This window comes from Nonomuraea sp. NPDC049750, from assembly GCF_040659625.1.
GTDB lineage: Bacteria > Actinomycetota > Actinomycetes > Streptosporangiales > Streptosporangiaceae > Nonomuraea.
Map to the genome: position 1 here is coordinate 704272 of NZ_JBFANB010000002.1, position 15021 is coordinate 719292.

Genomic DNA, 15021 nt, shown 5'->3' on the forward strand with positions numbered 1-15021 from the left:
GGGAAAGAGATCGGACAAGCATGTCGGACACCATGTGGACCCTTCCGAATCTGGACACCATCACCCGTCGCCGGGTACTCAACGGCCTGGCCGGCACCCAGGTCGAGCACGGCCCCTACCGTCCCGTGACCAGGCTCTTCGAGGAGCAGGCCGACCGCACCCCCGACCATCCGGCGCTGTCGTACCGGACGACGACCCTGAGCTACCGTGCGCTGGACGAGCTGGCCAACGGCCTGGCCGCGGAGCTGGCCGAGGCCGGCGTGCGGCGCGGCGACGTCATCCCGCTGGTACTGGTCAACAGCCTTGAGCTGCCGCTGTCCATGCTCGCGCTGCTGAAGCTCGGGGCCGCGTTCGTGCCGTGCGACCCGGCGTGGCCGGCCGAGCGGATGCGCTCGGCGCTGGCCGTGATCGCGCCCCGGCTGGTGCTGGGCGAAGGTCACCACCCCGTCGCGGCCGACTGGGTGACGCCCTCGCCGCACCGGAGAACCGTCGAGCCGGGGCCGGAGGAGGTGGCCTACGGCGTCTTCACCTCCGGTACGACCGGGACGCCCAAGTGCGCGCTCAACGTCCACCGCGGCCTGACCAACCGGTTCAGGTTCATGTCGCGCTACTTCCAGGCCACCGGTGAGGAGGTGGTGCTGCAGAACAGCAGGCACACCTTCGACTCGGCCATCTGGCAGCTGCTGTGGCCGCTGACCACCGGCGGGTGCGCCGTCGTCCCCGAGCAGGGCGAGTTCCTCGACCTGGAGCGCACGGTCGCCACCATCGCCGAGCACCAGGTGACCATCACCGACTTCGTGCCCGCCACCCTCGCCATGATGGTCGCCCTGCTGGACACCGACCCCGGGGCCGTGGCGAAGGTCGCCTCGCTGCGGCACCTGGTCGTGGGCGGTGAGGAGGTCGGCCCGCACGCCGTGCACCGGCTGCGGACCCTCCTTCCCGGCCTCCGGGTCTCCAACGGGTACGGCCCGTCGGAGACCTCCATCGGCATGGTCTTCCACCCCATCGACTTCGCCGACGGCGACCACATCCCGCTCGGGCGACCCATCGACAACTGCTACGCCGTCGTGCTGGACAAGGAGCTGGGTCTGCTGCCGCCCGGCGAGATCGGTGAGATCGTCGTCGGCGGCGCCTGCCTGGGCATCGGCTACCTGGGCGACCGCGAGCGCACCGACAAGGTGTTCGTCCCCAACCCTTTCGCCGAGATCCCCGGTGACAAGTTGTACCTGACGGGCGACCTGGGCTGGTATGACGAGGCGGGCCTGCTGCGCTTCTCGGGACGGGCGGACCGGCAGGTCAAGGTCGACGGGGTGCGGATCGAGCTGGGCGAGGTCGAGGCGGCCGCCGCCGGCTATCCGGGGGTCAGGCAGGCCAAGGCCGTGGCCGTACGGCAGGGCACGCGCACCCGGCTCGTCCTGGCGGCCGCCGCCAACGCCGAAGTGACCTCGGCCGCGCTCCGCGAGCACCTGGCCGCGCAGCTGCCGCGCACCAGCATGCCGCACCACTGCCTCATCCTGCCGGACCTGCCGCTCAGCGACAGCGGCAAGGCCGACCTCGGGGCGATCCGGGCCCTGATGGAGGAGCGGCTGGACAGCGGCGCGCGGCAGTCGGTCGACGGACCTCTGGACGAGCGGATCGCCGAAGTCCTGAGGGGCGTGCTCGGCCTGGCCGAGTTCGCCGTCCACGACGACTTCGTGACCTGCGGCGGCGACTCGCTGACCGCGCTCGCCGCGGTGCTCGGTTTGCGCGCGGCCGTGGGCGTGCGGGTCGGCGTGCAGGACCTGTACGAGTGCGGAACCGCGGCCGCGCTCGCCGAGCTGCTCCGAGACAGGGTGGAGCCGGCGGAGCCGGAAGAGGACGAGTCCGCGCTGATGGAGCGCGACGCCCGGCTTCCCGGTGACCTGGTGATCACCACCGCCACTCCCCGGCCGCCGCGCACCGTCCTGGTCACCGGCGCGACCGGGTTCGTCGGCGCCAGGGTCGTCCATCGGCTGCTGTCGGCCACCGACCTGCGGGTGATCTGCCTGACCAGGGCCGCCGACCACGACCACGCCCGGCGCCGCGTGACAGAAGCGCTGCGGGCCCAGCGCTTATGGGACGCGGCGGTCGCCGGGCGCCTGGAGGCGATGGCTGGTGACCTGGGCAGGTCGCGGTTCGGCCTGGACGCCGCGGAGTGGGAGTCGCTGGCGACCGAGTGCGACGCGGTGATGCACGTCGGCGCCCTGGTGAACTTCCTGTTCGACTACCGCGCGCACCGCCCCGCCAACGTGCTGGGGACGCTGGAGGTGCTCCGCTTCGCCGTCCACGGCCGGCCCAAGCCGCTGCACCACATCTCCACGCTGGGCGTGCTCGACCGGCACGCCGCGGCCTCCGGCGAACCGCTGCCCGAGGACTTCCATCCTGGCCAGGCCATCCCGCCGCGCAGCGGCTACAGCCGCTCCAAGTGGGTGGCCGAGCGGCTGCTGTGGGAGGCGCGGGACCGGGGCGCCACCGTCACCTTCTACCGGCTCGGGGAGGTGATGCCGGCCGCCGACAACGGCGTGCCCAACCCGCGCGCACTCACCCACCTGCTGCTCACGGCCTTCCAGCGGCTGGGCGTGCGCCCCGACGTGCCGATGCTCACCGACTACTCTCCGGTGGACGAGGTGGCGGCCCGACTGGTCGCGGGCCTGACAGGACCGGCAGGCGCCTTCCACGTGTTCCGCCCCGAAAGCGTCGACCTCGCCCGCCTGCTGCCGGTGCGGGAGGTGCCGGCCGCCGAGTTCATGGCGATGCTGGAACGCGACCCGGAGCTGGACACGCTGCGCGCGATGCTGACGGGCACCGACCTGGCCGAGCTGCTGGTCGACAACCCGGCCCTGTTCGTCAGGGGTTCCGCTCTTGACGCAGGATCGCTGGACGCCGCGATCGGCGCCTACCTTACTTCACTGAAGGGACACTGAGATGCGTTACCGGACGATGGGCCGCCTTGGCTGGCAGGTCAGCGAGATCGGCTACGGAATGTGGGGCATCGGTGGCGGCCCCGGCGGGTTCACCGGTTGGGACTACGATGTCGCGCCCCGCTGCCTCGACCTGGCCGTCGAGCTGGGCTGCACCTTCTTCGACACGGCGTGGGTGTACGGCAGGGGCGTCAGCGAGCAGCTGCTCGGCCGGCTCCTGCGGGACTATCCAGACCACGGGCTCAAGATCGCCACCAAGGTTCCGCCCAAGAACAGGGAGTGGCCGCCGCGCCCGTCCGACACCCTCGACGACGTCTTCCCCGCCGACCACGTCAGGGAGTACGTCCACCTCAGCCTGGATAACCTCGGGGTCGACCGCATCGACTTGCTGCAGTTCCACGTCTGGGAGGACCGGTGGACCCCGGACGAGCGCTGGCAGCGGGTGGTCGCCGAGCTGAAGGCCGAGGGCCTGATCGAGGCGTTCGGCCTCAGCGTCAACCGCTGGGAGCCCGCCAACTGCCTGCGCGCCATCGACACCGGGCTCGTGGACGTCGTCCAGGTCATCTACAACATCTTCGACCAGGCTCCGGAGGATGAGCTGTTCGAGCGGGCCCTGCGCGACGGCGTCGGCATCATCGCCAGGGTTCCCTTCGACGAGGGCGGCCTCACAGGGAGGCTCACGGCCGACACCGTCTTCCCCGAGGGTGACTGGCGGGCCACCTACTTCGGCCCGGAGAACCTCGGCCCGACCGTGGAGCGGGCCGAGCGGCTGGCGAAGACGGTCCCCGACGGCATGACCATGCCGGAGCTGGCGCTGCGGTTCATCCTGCACCACCCGGCCGTCAGCACCGTGATCCCCGGTATGCGCAGACCCGAGCACGTGCGGGCCAACCTGGCGGTCTCCGACGGGACGCCGCTCGACTCCCGGCTGCTCCAGGAACTGCGGGCGCACCGCTGGGACCGCGAGCCGGCGTGGTGGTCGATGTGAGCGTGATCGCGATGTGGGCGCATCCGCGGGCGGTCTCCACCGCGTTCCTGCGGATGATGATCGAGCGCGGTGACGTCTGCATAGTCCATGAACCGCTGGTCACGCTGACGGACTGGAACGAGGTCCAGGCCCCGGGTCTCGACGGCGGCACCGTCACGCTCCGCAGCCCGGGTGAGGTGCTCGGGCACCTGGCCGAGCTCGGCGTGGACCGCACGGTGTTCTTCAAGGACACGCTGGAGTACCGCCACCAGTACCTGTTCGACCACCCCGAGGAGATCGCCGGGTTCCGGCACACCTTCATCGTCCGCGACCCCGCCAAGGCCATCGCCTCGCATTGCCTGATCAAGCCCGAGGTCGCCTGCCACGAGATCGGTTACGAGCACCAGTACGACCTGTTCGAGCTGGCCTGGCGAGTGAGCGGGGAGCGTCCCGTCGTCATCCGCGCCGAGAGCCTGCTGGCCGAGCCCGCCGAGACGGTCGCCGCGTACTGCCAGGCGGTCGACCTGCCGTACCTGCCGCACGCGCTCCAGTGGGTGCCCGAGGACCGCGTCGAGTGGCACCGGAGCCGCCGCTGGCACCTGGACGCGATCGCCAGCTCGGGGTTCAGCGCGCCCGCAAAGGAGTACGCGGCCACAGTCGACAACGACGAGCGGCTGCGCTCCTACTACGACCACCACCGCCCCTACTACGACCGTCTGGTCGAGCACGCTCTCATCTGAAGGGACTTCCATGACCGCCGCAGCACAGCACACCGAGGTCGAGCTCTCGCCGGGAGAGCAGTTCGCCCGCGCCTACCTCAAGGAGCGGGACAGCGCCGAGGTGCGCTTCGACTTCACCATCACCGACGCCTTCAAGCCCACCCAGGACCGGCCGAGGGTGACGGTGCGCAACCTGTTCAAGAAGCGCCTGATCGATACCGACACCGTCAGGGTCTGGTGCGAGTCGCGGTCCACCGCGGCCGAGGCCGCCGGGGTCCACGAGTCCGGGCTGCGCCGTGAGGCCGCCTTCAAGTTCGGCATGGCTGAGTTCGGCGTCGCGCCGATCAGGGGCTGGGTCCAGATCCCCGACGAGCTCGCGGACGACCCCGAAGGGCTGGCCCGCTTCCTCGACTACCGGCTGCTGGTACGACTGGCCACCGCGGAGAACCAGGCGCTGACCATCGGTGAGAAGGGTGTGCTGAGCCATCCCGAGGTGGCCAAGCTGCCCTACCGTGGCACCTACGTGGACGGCGTGCTCGCCGCGTGCGACGAGATCGAGCAGACCGGCGCCACAGCGCACGCGATGGTGGTCAACCCTCGCGACTACTACACGCACATGCTCGGCGCCGGCAGCCTGCTGGGCGACCTGGCCCGCAACGGCACCGTGATCAGCCGCACCCGCATGGTCGAACCCGGGTGCGCGCTGGTCGGAGACTTCGCCGTCGCCGCCCAGCTCCTCGACGCCGGACGCTCGGTCATCAAGGTCGCCGAGCCGCCAGAGGGCACCTTCGCCGCCCCGGGCGTGGCGGTCTGCGCGGAGATCTACGAGGGCGTCGCGGTCCACCTGCCAACCCACTTCTTCCACGTGATCCCCGCATAGCCCGCCGAGCCCGAAGGTGAGCTCCCGAGGAGCGCCGAAGTCGGTCGGCCACCACGGAGCGGGCGGGGGCGGCTCGGAGCCAAGGCACCGAGCCGCCCCGCGTCCCACGCCTGCCTCACGCGCCGGCGGAGGTGGCCGCCGCGGTGACCAGCGTCCGACGCAACCGCACCACGCTGGTCATCGCACACCGGCTGTCGACCATCCTCACCGCCGACCACATCATGGTGCTGGCAGACGGTCACGTGGCCGACGTGGGCACCAACCGTGGTCTATCCGCTGGAGCGGCCCTTCGCGTGGCGGCCAATGGGCGTGATCAGGTGAAATGCGCGCTTCGCACGAACGCGACCGCACCGAGCGCGGCGATCCACCAGCGGCCGAATAACACCGCCGCCAGCCTGGCCGTGCCGTCGCCCGTCAGCCTGGAGTAGCGCCTCAGTCGCCTGCCACCGGCTTCCAGAGCACGGCGTGCTGCTGGCCATCAAGATACATGGCGTTCCCGGCGATCTCCCCGTGGACGTTGATGGCGTTGGCGGCCGTCGCCGTGCCGCCCGCGGGGTCGGGAAGCAGAGCCGGTGCCTGCGAGGGGTCGGTCCACACCGCCGCGCGGGTGGTGCCGGAAGCTGTGCCGCAGGTGTGCGTCCCGACGATCACGTCCCCGTCGTTGATGGCCTTCGGGCGGGCCACGCCGCCGCGGTCCTCAAGGCGCCGCATGCCCGTCTCGGGATTCCACACGAAGCCGGCCTGGAGCACGCCGTCCGCGTCGAGCGCTGACTGGCCGACAACCTGTCCCTGGTTGTTGAGGCCGCTCGCCTCGCTCCAGATGCCGCCCAGAGTGCCCAGCTCGGTGACGGTGCCGTTCTCCCACAGGAAGGCGCGCTGGGTCTGCTGGTTGGCCGGCAGGCCCGCTCTTTCGGTGCGGCGATGAGTGCCGGCGATCTGGCCGGTCGTGTTGATGCCCGTGGCCTCGCTGCCGGCGACGAGGTCGAGATCGGTCTTGACTCCGTTCCGGATCACGAAGGCCTGCCTGACTCTGATGTGGCCGGGCAGCAGGGTGCTGTATTCGCCGACGATGGCGCCCTGGTTGACGTCCCTGGGGAACGCGGCGAACCCCCCGAAGGTGCCCAAGTCCTGCATCGTCCCTTTGTGCCAGAGGAAGGCGTGACCTTTCTCCGACTCCGTGTAGCTGCCGCCGACGACATGGCCTTCCTCGTCGATCCCGGAGGCGTCGCCCCTGGGGCCGCCAAGGGTGCCCACGTCGATGATCTCGCCGCTGTCCCAGACGATCGCCCGGGTCGCGCCGGTCGCGTTCCGGCTGAAACCAGCGATCTGTCCCAGGTCGTTGATGTCGAGCGCACCGCCGGTCACGCCGAGGTCGACGGCCTCCCACCGGTCGGTCGCCGTCGGGCACTCGTCCGCCGCGGCTGGGCTCGCGCCCAGCGCCTGCCCGGCCGACGTCATGAGGAGAGCGCTCGCCAGGATTGTGAAGCTCTTGCTCGTGAATCGCATGATCATCACCGCGTATCGGGTAGCCGATAATTCAAAACGATCATAAAGATAAACGCGTCGTTGATTTTCGGCAAGAGTTGACAGCCGGGAAATCGGCGAGAAAAGCATCCCGCGAATAAACGCTACCTGCACAGGCCGGCGCCGCCGCGGCCCGGTGATCACGAACGGAAAGGGGAACGTCACAATCCGCTTCTCGACGCGAAAGCAGAGATGCGAATCGAGAAACCCGGCACCACCGGTGATGGCCACGGTGGGACGGCTCATAAGCACATCTCGGGAACCTGCCCACCCAGGGGGCCCGGACAGGGCAAGTTGAATTCCTTCGGCCTTACTTGCGCGACGGAACGCCGGCTACCTTACTCTCGGTTATGAGCGGGCTTGCGCTGCGTAAGATTTTAATCCTCCGCTTTGATTTCGGGCCGATGCTATGTCCGGTTGATTGCCGGCGCCAAGACATCCTTCATGAACAACGTCAGGTCGGGCAGGCATTTTGGGCCTGCCTCCACGCGGTGACCGCTCGCCTGCGTTGCGAATAATCGGGCGCACCGATTGCCCGCGGCCATGAGGTCGCGGTGGGTGGCCTGCCCGGGGTTCCGGCCGCCGGCGAGCACGAAGATCGAGAATGAGCAGGTCGCGGTGCTGCGGGCCGACGTCGGGGCCACGTTGGTCCCGGCTCCGGCGACCACCACGTGGCGGCGGCGAGCCCATGAGGCGTCCGCCACCGCCACGAGAGCACCGATGGGTGGCACACCGTTGATCAACTTCATCGCGCTTCCAGGGGCCGGAGATCTTTCGGTGGAAACGATCTACGTTGGGGCGCGACGTCCTCAACCGTGGCGGCGGGTCAGCGGCTGATGCTGGGCGTCTGCCACGTCGCCCCCGTGTTCATGTCGATCAGCTTCAGGAAGCAGCTGCCCTGGGACCCCACGGCGAAGGTGTAGGTGCGGGTCTCGCCGGCCGAGATGTAGAACGAGCCCTCGTCGCCGAACCAGCGCCCGTTGGCGCAGACGAGGTTGAAGTCCACGTGCGCCGTGCTGCCCGCGTTTTTCTGGTAAGAGGCGTCGTATCCGCGCGGGTCGATATTTACACACAAATATCCCACGCCCGTCGACGTGCACTGCGACCGGGCCTCGGCGGGCGCCCCGAAGGCCAGCAGGCCGCCCGCCACGGCCAGCGATGAAAGGGCGGTGGTAATGGTGCGACGGATGAACTTCATTGCTCTCCCCTATTTCCTGGTCGGGATCGATGGCATGGAATTTAGCAGCTCCCGGGTACGCGTACTTTCCGTTTAATGGGCGGCCCGCGAATTGTGGTGGAAAAAGAAAATAGAGGGGGGACGCAACCTTCCTCCGCCCTTGCGTGTCCTTGTAGGGGTGGAGGATCCGCAGGACGGCGAGAGGTCGTTCGAATCATTCGTGGCCGCTCGGCTGGCGGCGCTGTACCGCTACGCCATGGTCCTGACCCGCGACCGGCACGACGCCGAGGACCTGGTGCAGGAGGCACTGACCAGGACGGGGGTGCACTGGCGCAGGATCGTCCGCAAGGACGACCCGGAGGGCTACGTCCGCACGGCGATGTTGCGCATCATGACCAACCGCTGGCGGCGCCCCCGGCGGGAGGTCGCCGTGGCCGAGCCGCCCGAGCCCGCCGTGGCGGACCTCGGCCTGGAGGGCCTGCTCGACGACGCGAGCCTCAGGGCGCGGCTCGCCGAGCTGCCTCCGCGCATGCGCGCCGTCCTCGTCCTGCGCTACGTCGAGGAGCGCAGCGAGAAGGAGATCGCCCGCCTGCTGGGCTGCAGCACCGGCACCGTCAAGAGTCAGGCGTCACGGGCGCTGGCGAAGCTGCGTACCGCTCTCGATACTCAGGAGGTCGATCATGGATGACGTGGAGTCGCGGCTCGGCGACGTGCTGGGCGACCCCGGCCGGGCGGTCCCGCCCGAGGGCCTCGCCGACCGCGTCCACCGGGGCGTCGCGGTCAGGCGGACGCGGCGCCGGGCTCTGATGTTCGCGGCGGCGGCGTGCGCGGTCGTGCTGGCGGCGGGCGTACCGGTGGCGTGGCGGCAGATCGGGGGAGGGGAGCAGACGGTCGCCAACTCCATCGACGGGCTTGAGGACCTGGTCGACATGCCTGGTTCGGTCGCTTTGCCGAAGGAGACCAAGGACGCCGGCGACTTCTTTCCCGAGGCGCTGGGCGAGGACGGGTCCGTGCTGGGTAGGTCGGACAAGGCGAAGAAGTTGTGGGAGACGGGACCGGAAGGTGGTCCGCTGCGCTCGCTGAACGAGGACGCGGGCGCGACACCGGCCACCGGATCGGGTTTCCGCGTATGGCCGGGGACCAATATCGTCGCCCCGCTCTACTGCCAGGACCAGAACGGCACAACACCGGTCATGCCGTTGAACCTGGTCGGGTCGCCGTTCTGGGTCAGCGGAGGGACGATCGTCGGCAGTGATCCGCAGATGCGGCCGTGGACGGCGAAGGGCTGCACCCAGGGAGCCCCGGTGTCCGGCGTCTCCGGCGAGGCGGTCGCGTTCTCCTATCCCGATCTGTTCGTGGCCGACCCCTTCGACCCCAAGGGCCTGCGCGAGGTGAGCGTCGAGTCGGGGGAGGTGGCCGCTCAGCACCCGCTGCCCGAGGGGGTGAACGTCCGGACGGCCGGTGAGGACCGGTGGCAGCTCTGGCTGGCCGCCGCCAACCGTGACACGTTCGCCTGGGTCTCCGACGGCATGCTCAGAACGGCGGACCGCGCCGACTGGCGGGTCAGCGAGGGCCCGCGTGTCGGCCGGGCGGTGGAGCTCAACTGGGGCGGGACCGGGATCCCGGCGGACGGAAGATCTCAAGCCGCGTATGCCCAGCTGGGCGCGCACCTCACTGCGGGCAACCGGCTCATCGTGTACACCGGGCACGCCGAGTTCGACGAGAGGCCCGGCTGGCAGTCCGTGGTCTACGACCCGCGCAGCGGCCAGTCGTTCGAGTTCCAGGGCGTGGCGTACGCGGCCGGCGACTGGCTCCTGTGGAACGACGGCACCTCCTACCGCCTGGCGCGGGTCCGTTGATCAGACGCCCCTGGGTGATGATCGTGCTCGTGGCGCTCCCCACGGCCGTCAACCTGGCTGACGACGGGCTCACCTGGATCTGGACCCGATCCCTGCCGGGGCCCCTGCTCCACGCGATCGCGTGGGCCGGGCTGCTGGACGCGTGGCTGCTGCTCGACCTCCTCGCCGCCGTGGGTGTGCTGGGTGGCGCCGCCGTCGTGGCGGTGGCCGCCCGGCGACCGGCGGTCGCCGCCGCACTGCTCGGCCTGGTCGCGGTGGTCAGCCTCGCCGCCGTCCCGACCGGGCCCGAGGGGTGTCCGTCGCTCTGGTACGGCCTGGCGTACGCGGCGGCACTGGCGACGCTGCCGCGCTCTCGGCCACGCTCTCGGCCGGGCCGAGACGCGGCCGAGAGTCGCGCCGATCCTCATCCGGCCTCGGTCAGCACTGGTCGAGGTTGATGCCCTTCGTCTCGCGGGCGGTCAGGAAGACCACCAGGCTGATCAGGCACAGCCCCGCGAGGTACCAGGGGAACCAACTGGCGTGGCCGCTGTCCGTCAGCCGCTCGACGAGGTGCGGTGACGTGCCGCCGAACACCGCCACGGTCAGCGAATAGGGCATCCCCAGGCCGACCGAGCGCACCTGCGTGGGGAACAGCTCCGCCATGGCGGTCGGCGCTACGGAGGCGTAGCAGCCGAACAGCAGCAGCCCGACGGTCATCACGATCACCAGCGACTCGGGTGTCGAGTTCAGCAGCGTGAACAGCGGCACGATGAGCACCACATAGCCCCCGGCGAAGGCGCACAGCAACGGCTTGCGCCCGATTCGGTCGGACAGAGCGCCGTACAGGGGCAGGACCATGATCATGGCGGTCTGCGCGATCACCGACGCCCACAGCGCCGACTCCGCCGGCATGCCGAAGTTGTCCTGTGCGTAGCTGGGCAGGTAGACGAGGAAGGTGTAGTAGACGACCGTCGCGCCGACGGTGAATCCGACGACGCGGAGTCCGCTGACCGGATGCCTGCGGAGCACCTCCCAGGTCGGACGGCGCACTCTGAGGTCCCGTCCGGCCAGGAAGGGGCTGGTTTCGTGCAAGGTGCGTCGCAGCTGGAGGCCGTAGACCCCGAACACGGCGCCGAGCGCGAACGGCACGCGCCACCCCCATTCGGCCAGGCCGGATTCGCCCAGGACGCTGAAGAGCAGTTCCGCCAGCAAGGTGGCGGTCAGGGGGCCGAGTGTGCCGGTGACGTACGCGAAGCTGGAGTAGAACCCCCGGCGGCCGGGTGGGGCGATCTCGGCGAGATAGGTGGCGGCGGCGGCCATCTCCCCACCCGTGGACAGTCCCTGCACGATCCTCGCCACCAGTAACAACGCCGGTGCCAGCAGCCCGATCTCCGCGTAGGTGGGGCACACCGCCAGGATCAGGCTGCCGCCCGACACCAGGAGCACGGCCAGCGTCATGCCGCCGCGCCGGCCGAACCGGTCGGTGTAGCTGCCGAGCAGGATGCCGCCGAGGGGGCGGAAGAGAAAACCGATCGCGAAGATCATCATGGTTTTGACCTGGGCGAGCGCGGGATCGTCCGCGGGGAAGAACTGGCCGGCGAAGAATACGGAGAAGATCGCGTACGCGTTCCAGTCGAACCATTCCAACGCGTGGCCGATCGTGGCCGCGACGAGGCCGCGGCGCGACACCGGGCGAAAATGGCCGGCGGTGACGGGGGAATGGCGCATTGTGTCAGTATCACGCGCGACGTGGTCTTTCTGGGTGGGATTCGCGACCCGTGCTGGGATCGTCGGCGTGATAGGGCAACCGGGAAAAGCGACATTCCACGATTTATGATGACAATATTGGTTATTATGTGTGACACACATTTATCACACGGTCGCGAGAATAATGGTTTCCGTGGGTGGCGGGTCCCCGTTGGAGCGACGTTCGAGAAGGGTGATCCCGGCCGCGAGCTCGCGGAAGGCGACGGCGAGCTCGTTGGCGCCGCGGGTGTCGGCCTCGGCGGCCAGGCAGAGGGTCGCCAGCCGCAGCGTCGTCGCGGCACCTGAGGTGAGCCGCTCGCGGCGGGTGAACAGCGGCACGGCCGCCTCACGCAGTCCGTCGGCGATCCGGTGCGCCCACGGAGCCGGCGTGCCCGCGTCGAGCGGCCCGAGGACGCTCCTGAGTGCCTCGTCCGCCGTGTGCAGCCTGCTCGTCAGCGTGTCCGGCGGCACGACGTACGGGCCGGCCGGGAGGCTGGTCTGCTTGAGGAACGCCCGGGCGAACTGGGCCGGCCAGTCGGAGGGGGCCGTGTCCAGGCGCAGGACCCGCGCCAGAGCGTGCGACAGCGCGCGTCCCATGACCCGGTCGAGGGCCCGGTCGAAGGCGTGATCGAGGTCGAGCGCGTGATCGAGCACGAGGTCGGGGTCGAGCACGACGTCAAGGGCGTCGGCAGCCGTCCATCCGCCACCGGGGTTCGCGGTCCGGGCGCGGGTGAAGGACGCGGCCAGGGTGTCCGCCATGACGCGGGCGCGGGCGCGGTCACGTTCGCGGTCGAGGCATTGGCTGAGCGCGCGAAGGTCGGCCTCCATCTGGCCGAGGTCGGCCGGGTGGTCGAGGCCGAAGGCGTCGCCGATCCCGCGTACGTGACTGATGGTCCGGCTCAGGTCGAAGGCGTGGTCGAGAACGTGGTCGAGCGCGGGGTCGAAGACGGGAACGAGGTCGAGATCGCGGCGCAGCACGCGGACGCCCACGATGGCGCGCAGCAGGAGCAGGCGGACGAAGGTGGGCATGGAGCGACGGATGTCATCGTTGACGTGCCTGATCAGCGTCGCGGCGTCCACCGCGTAGGGCTGCCCGGCTTCGGGAGGCGTCCACAGCCGGGGAGCGCGGTGATCGCCGGGTTCGCTCCAGACGCTCAGCGCCGACGCCCCGGGGTTGAGCGAGCGCTGAACCACCGGATTCTCGATCTCGTCATGGGTCGGCAGCCGATAGACGGGCTCGTTGCCGGTGACTCCGTTGACCCAGTCGACGAAGGCCGCCGCGTCCCCCGCGCGTACCCCTGTGATCGGGTGGTCGCCGCACGGCCCGTACGCGATGGGCTCGATCCTGGCCGGGCCGTCCGGCTCCGGAGCCCGCGTGTCCAGCACGTACAGCCAGTAGATGCCCGCGGTGATCGGCCGGGCGCAGACGCGTCCGCCGGTGCCGGTCCTGGTCAGGTGGCGCAGATGGCGGGCGACCAGGACGCCGGCCATGAGCCGGCGGCGCTCGGGGTCGGCGTCCGGGGTGAAGGCGGAGCCCAGGAGCCGGTCGAGCCGTTCACGGAGAACGGGGTCGAGCTCGCTGCCCTCCTCGGCGCAGTCGAAGGCCAGGGACAGCGCGGTGACGGTGCCCGATGACAGGCAGGCCGCCACGATCGGGTCGGCGTCGGAGCGAGCGGCGTACAGGAGGGTCGTCTCCCGCCACCACACGTCGTCGACGGCGGCGACCAGGACGTCGGGCCGGCCCTTGTCACGGATGTGCGCGGCGGCGAGGTACTCCTGGAAGGTGTGGTGGGCGAAGGAGTAGAGGTCGCTCTCGCGCTCGATGAGCAGGCCGTTCGAGCGGACGTCGCACAGGAGCTCCTCGGCGGTGAGCCGCGTCGCCATGCGGCGCAGGGCCGGCCGGATCTCGGCCAGTACGGCGGTGCTCGGCAGGTCGCGGACGCCGCGTTGCATCATCGCGTGCGCGACCCGGCGCAGCAGCACCTCTTTCTTGTCGCCGCTCAGCTCGAGCGGGAGCTTCTTGGCCTTCTGCCGCCGCCAGAGCATCACCTGGCAGATCTCGCTGTAGAGGCGCTCGCGGCTCTCCGGCAGGGCGCCCGGGTGACGATGGACGTTGGCGATCATCGTCAGCAGCAGCGGGTTGATCGTCAGTTCGTACAGCTCGGGGGTGTGGTTGAGCCGGTCGAGCAGGTCGTCGGCCGCGGCCTCGGCGAGCCGCCGCGCGTCCTCGCCCGCCTCGCCGTGCTTTTCGACGGCGGTGTACCAGCCCCGGACGAACCGGTTGACCTGCTCGTCGGTGAAACCGCACACCTGGAGGACCGTCGCGCCGTCGACCCGGGCCGACAGGTAGCCCCGGGGCCGTGAGGTGATCGCGTAGTCGTTCTTGGGATAGCGCCTGATCTGGGTCTCCACCCAGTCGGCGACGCTCCTGCGGTCGTCCTGGCCGGCGATCTCGTCCAGGCCGTCGAGCATGACGACGCAGTCGCCGTCGCGCAGCTTCTCCTCGAACCAGCCGGCCGGCTCCTTGACGCCCGGCTCCACCGTGGTCCGTACGAGCTGCGGCAGTGAGACCGTCGGCGCCGTGACGATCTCGGCGGCGTGGTCGCGCAGGTAGAGCAGGATCGGCACGCTACGCCGCCGTCCCCGCCCGGCCCGGCAGATCTGCTGGGCGGTGTGGCGCAGCAGGGTGCTCTTCCCGCTGCCCGGAACGCCGACGATCGCCAGCACCACCGGGCGCCGCCGGTCGAGGAAGTCGCCGATCGAATGGCGGTCGGTCACCTCGGCGGGCAGCTGGGCGAGCACGTCCTGGCGTACGTCACGCGGCGCCCGATAGGCCAGGCTCACGTCGACGAAGACCTCGTCCAGCTCGGGGGTGTAGTAGCCGATGGTCGGCAGGCCCTTGAGATCGATGTAGCGGAGGCTGCCCAGCAGGGACTCCCGGTAGCGCTTGTCGAACCGGGACACGCGCCGCCCCACGGCCCGGTCGAGGCTGTCGACGATCCGCTGCCGCCAGCGCTCCACGACCTGCCCGGCGATCTGCCCGGCGAAGAGCGCGAGCGCGAGCAGGCCCTCGTAGAGCGCGAGCAGGACGCCGGTGACCACCGGGTCGTCCCAGATCCGCGGTCCCCACGCGGCCACCGCCACCGACGGGGGAACGATGGCCGCCAGGAGCCACCTGACGAGCTTGCCGACCATCCGCCCATCGTTCACCGGCGACGGCGGCCACGTCCG

General features: G+C 70.2%; 13 protein-coding genes. 8 read left to right on the forward strand and 5 right to left on the reverse strand.

Annotated elements, in window-relative coordinates:
- Positions 1 to 20: 20 nt before the first annotated feature.
- From AB0J16_RS08420 to AB0J16_RS08440, 5 genes are all read left to right on the forward strand, one after another.
- Complete coding sequence (locus tag AB0J16_RS08420; protein WP_358535984.1) at positions 21 to 2942, forward strand: amino acid adenylation domain-containing protein; 2922 nt, start codon at positions 21 to 23, stop codon at positions 2940 to 2942.
- A gap of 1 nt (position 2943) precedes the next feature.
- Positions 2944 to 3927: an aldo/keto reductase gene (locus AB0J16_RS08425; protein ID WP_358535986.1), complete on the forward strand. Its 984-nt coding sequence runs from the start codon at positions 2944 to 2946 to the stop codon at positions 3925 to 3927.
- Positions 3924 to 4646, forward strand: coding sequence for a hypothetical protein (locus AB0J16_RS08430; RefSeq protein WP_358535988.1), 723 nt, complete (start codon positions 3924 to 3926; stop codon positions 4644 to 4646). The genes AB0J16_RS08425 and AB0J16_RS08430 overlap by 4 nt, the downstream gene beginning before the upstream one ends.
- A 10-nt stretch (positions 4647 to 4656) precedes the next feature.
- On the forward strand, positions 4657 to 5505 hold the full coding sequence (locus AB0J16_RS08435; protein WP_358535990.1) for a family 3 encapsulin nanocompartment shell protein: 849 nt from the start codon (positions 4657 to 4659) through the stop codon (positions 5503 to 5505).
- A gap of 143 nt (positions 5506 to 5648) precedes the next feature.
- Entirely contained in the window at positions 5649 to 5933 is a 285-nt protein-coding gene (locus AB0J16_RS08440) for a hypothetical protein (RefSeq protein ID WP_358535992.1), read from the forward strand.
- A gap of 4 nt (positions 5934 to 5937) precedes the next feature.
- Here AB0J16_RS08440 and AB0J16_RS08445 read toward each other — a convergent pair whose 3' ends face one another.
- The 3 genes from AB0J16_RS08445 to AB0J16_RS08455 all read right to left on the reverse strand — a co-directional run bounded on the left by AB0J16_RS08445 (position 5938) and on the right by AB0J16_RS08455 (position 8227).
- Positions 5938 to 7275: a hypothetical protein gene (locus AB0J16_RS08445; RefSeq protein WP_358535994.1), complete on the reverse strand. Its 1338-nt coding sequence runs from the start codon at positions 7273 to 7275 to the stop codon at positions 5938 to 5940.
- A gap of 161 nt (positions 7276 to 7436) precedes the next feature.
- Positions 7437 to 7778 carry a hypothetical protein gene (locus tag AB0J16_RS08450; RefSeq protein WP_358535996.1) on the reverse strand — a complete coding sequence of 114 codons (342 nt, stop codon included), beginning with the start codon at positions 7776 to 7778 and terminating at the stop codon, positions 7437 to 7439.
- 77 nt (positions 7779 to 7855) lie between these two features.
- The gene (locus AB0J16_RS08455; RefSeq protein ID WP_358535998.1) at positions 7856 to 8227 is read right to left on the reverse strand and encodes a hypothetical protein; all 372 of its coding nucleotides are present in this window, start codon (positions 8225 to 8227) and stop codon (positions 7856 to 7858) included.
- Positions 8228 to 8366: 139 nt separating this feature from the next.
- Between AB0J16_RS08455 and AB0J16_RS08460 the strand changes: the two genes are divergently transcribed.
- The 3 genes from AB0J16_RS08460 to AB0J16_RS08470 are packed head-to-tail and all read left to right on the forward strand — an operon-like array spanning position 8367 to position 10502.
- Positions 8367 to 8894: a SigE family RNA polymerase sigma factor gene (locus tag AB0J16_RS08460; RefSeq protein ID WP_358536000.1), complete on the forward strand. Its 528-nt coding sequence runs from the start codon at positions 8367 to 8369 to the stop codon at positions 8892 to 8894.
- Positions 8887 to 10065 carry a hypothetical protein gene (locus tag AB0J16_RS08465; protein WP_358536002.1) on the forward strand — a complete coding sequence of 393 codons (1179 nt, stop codon included), beginning with the start codon at positions 8887 to 8889 and terminating at the stop codon, positions 10063 to 10065. Before AB0J16_RS08460 ends, AB0J16_RS08465 begins: the two co-directional genes overlap by 8 nt.
- Positions 10066 to 10094: 29 nt before the next feature.
- Positions 10095 to 10502, forward strand: coding sequence for a hypothetical protein (locus tag AB0J16_RS08470; RefSeq protein ID WP_358536004.1), 408 nt, complete (start codon positions 10095 to 10097; stop codon positions 10500 to 10502).
- Here the strand turns inward: AB0J16_RS08470 and AB0J16_RS08475 are convergent.
- Both AB0J16_RS08475 and AB0J16_RS08480 read right to left on the reverse strand, forming a co-directional pair.
- Positions 10483 to 11772 (reverse strand): MFS transporter, encoded by a 1290-nt coding sequence (locus tag AB0J16_RS08475; RefSeq protein ID WP_358536006.1) that lies wholly within the window; start codon positions 11770 to 11772, stop codon positions 10483 to 10485. The two genes, AB0J16_RS08470 and AB0J16_RS08475, sit on opposite strands and share 20 nt — an antisense overlap.
- A gap of 144 nt (positions 11773 to 11916) precedes the next feature.
- Positions 11917 to 14985 (reverse strand): NACHT domain-containing protein, encoded by a 3069-nt coding sequence (locus tag AB0J16_RS08480; protein WP_358536008.1) that lies wholly within the window; start codon positions 14983 to 14985, stop codon positions 11917 to 11919.
- Positions 14986 to 15021: the final 36 nt, after the last annotated feature.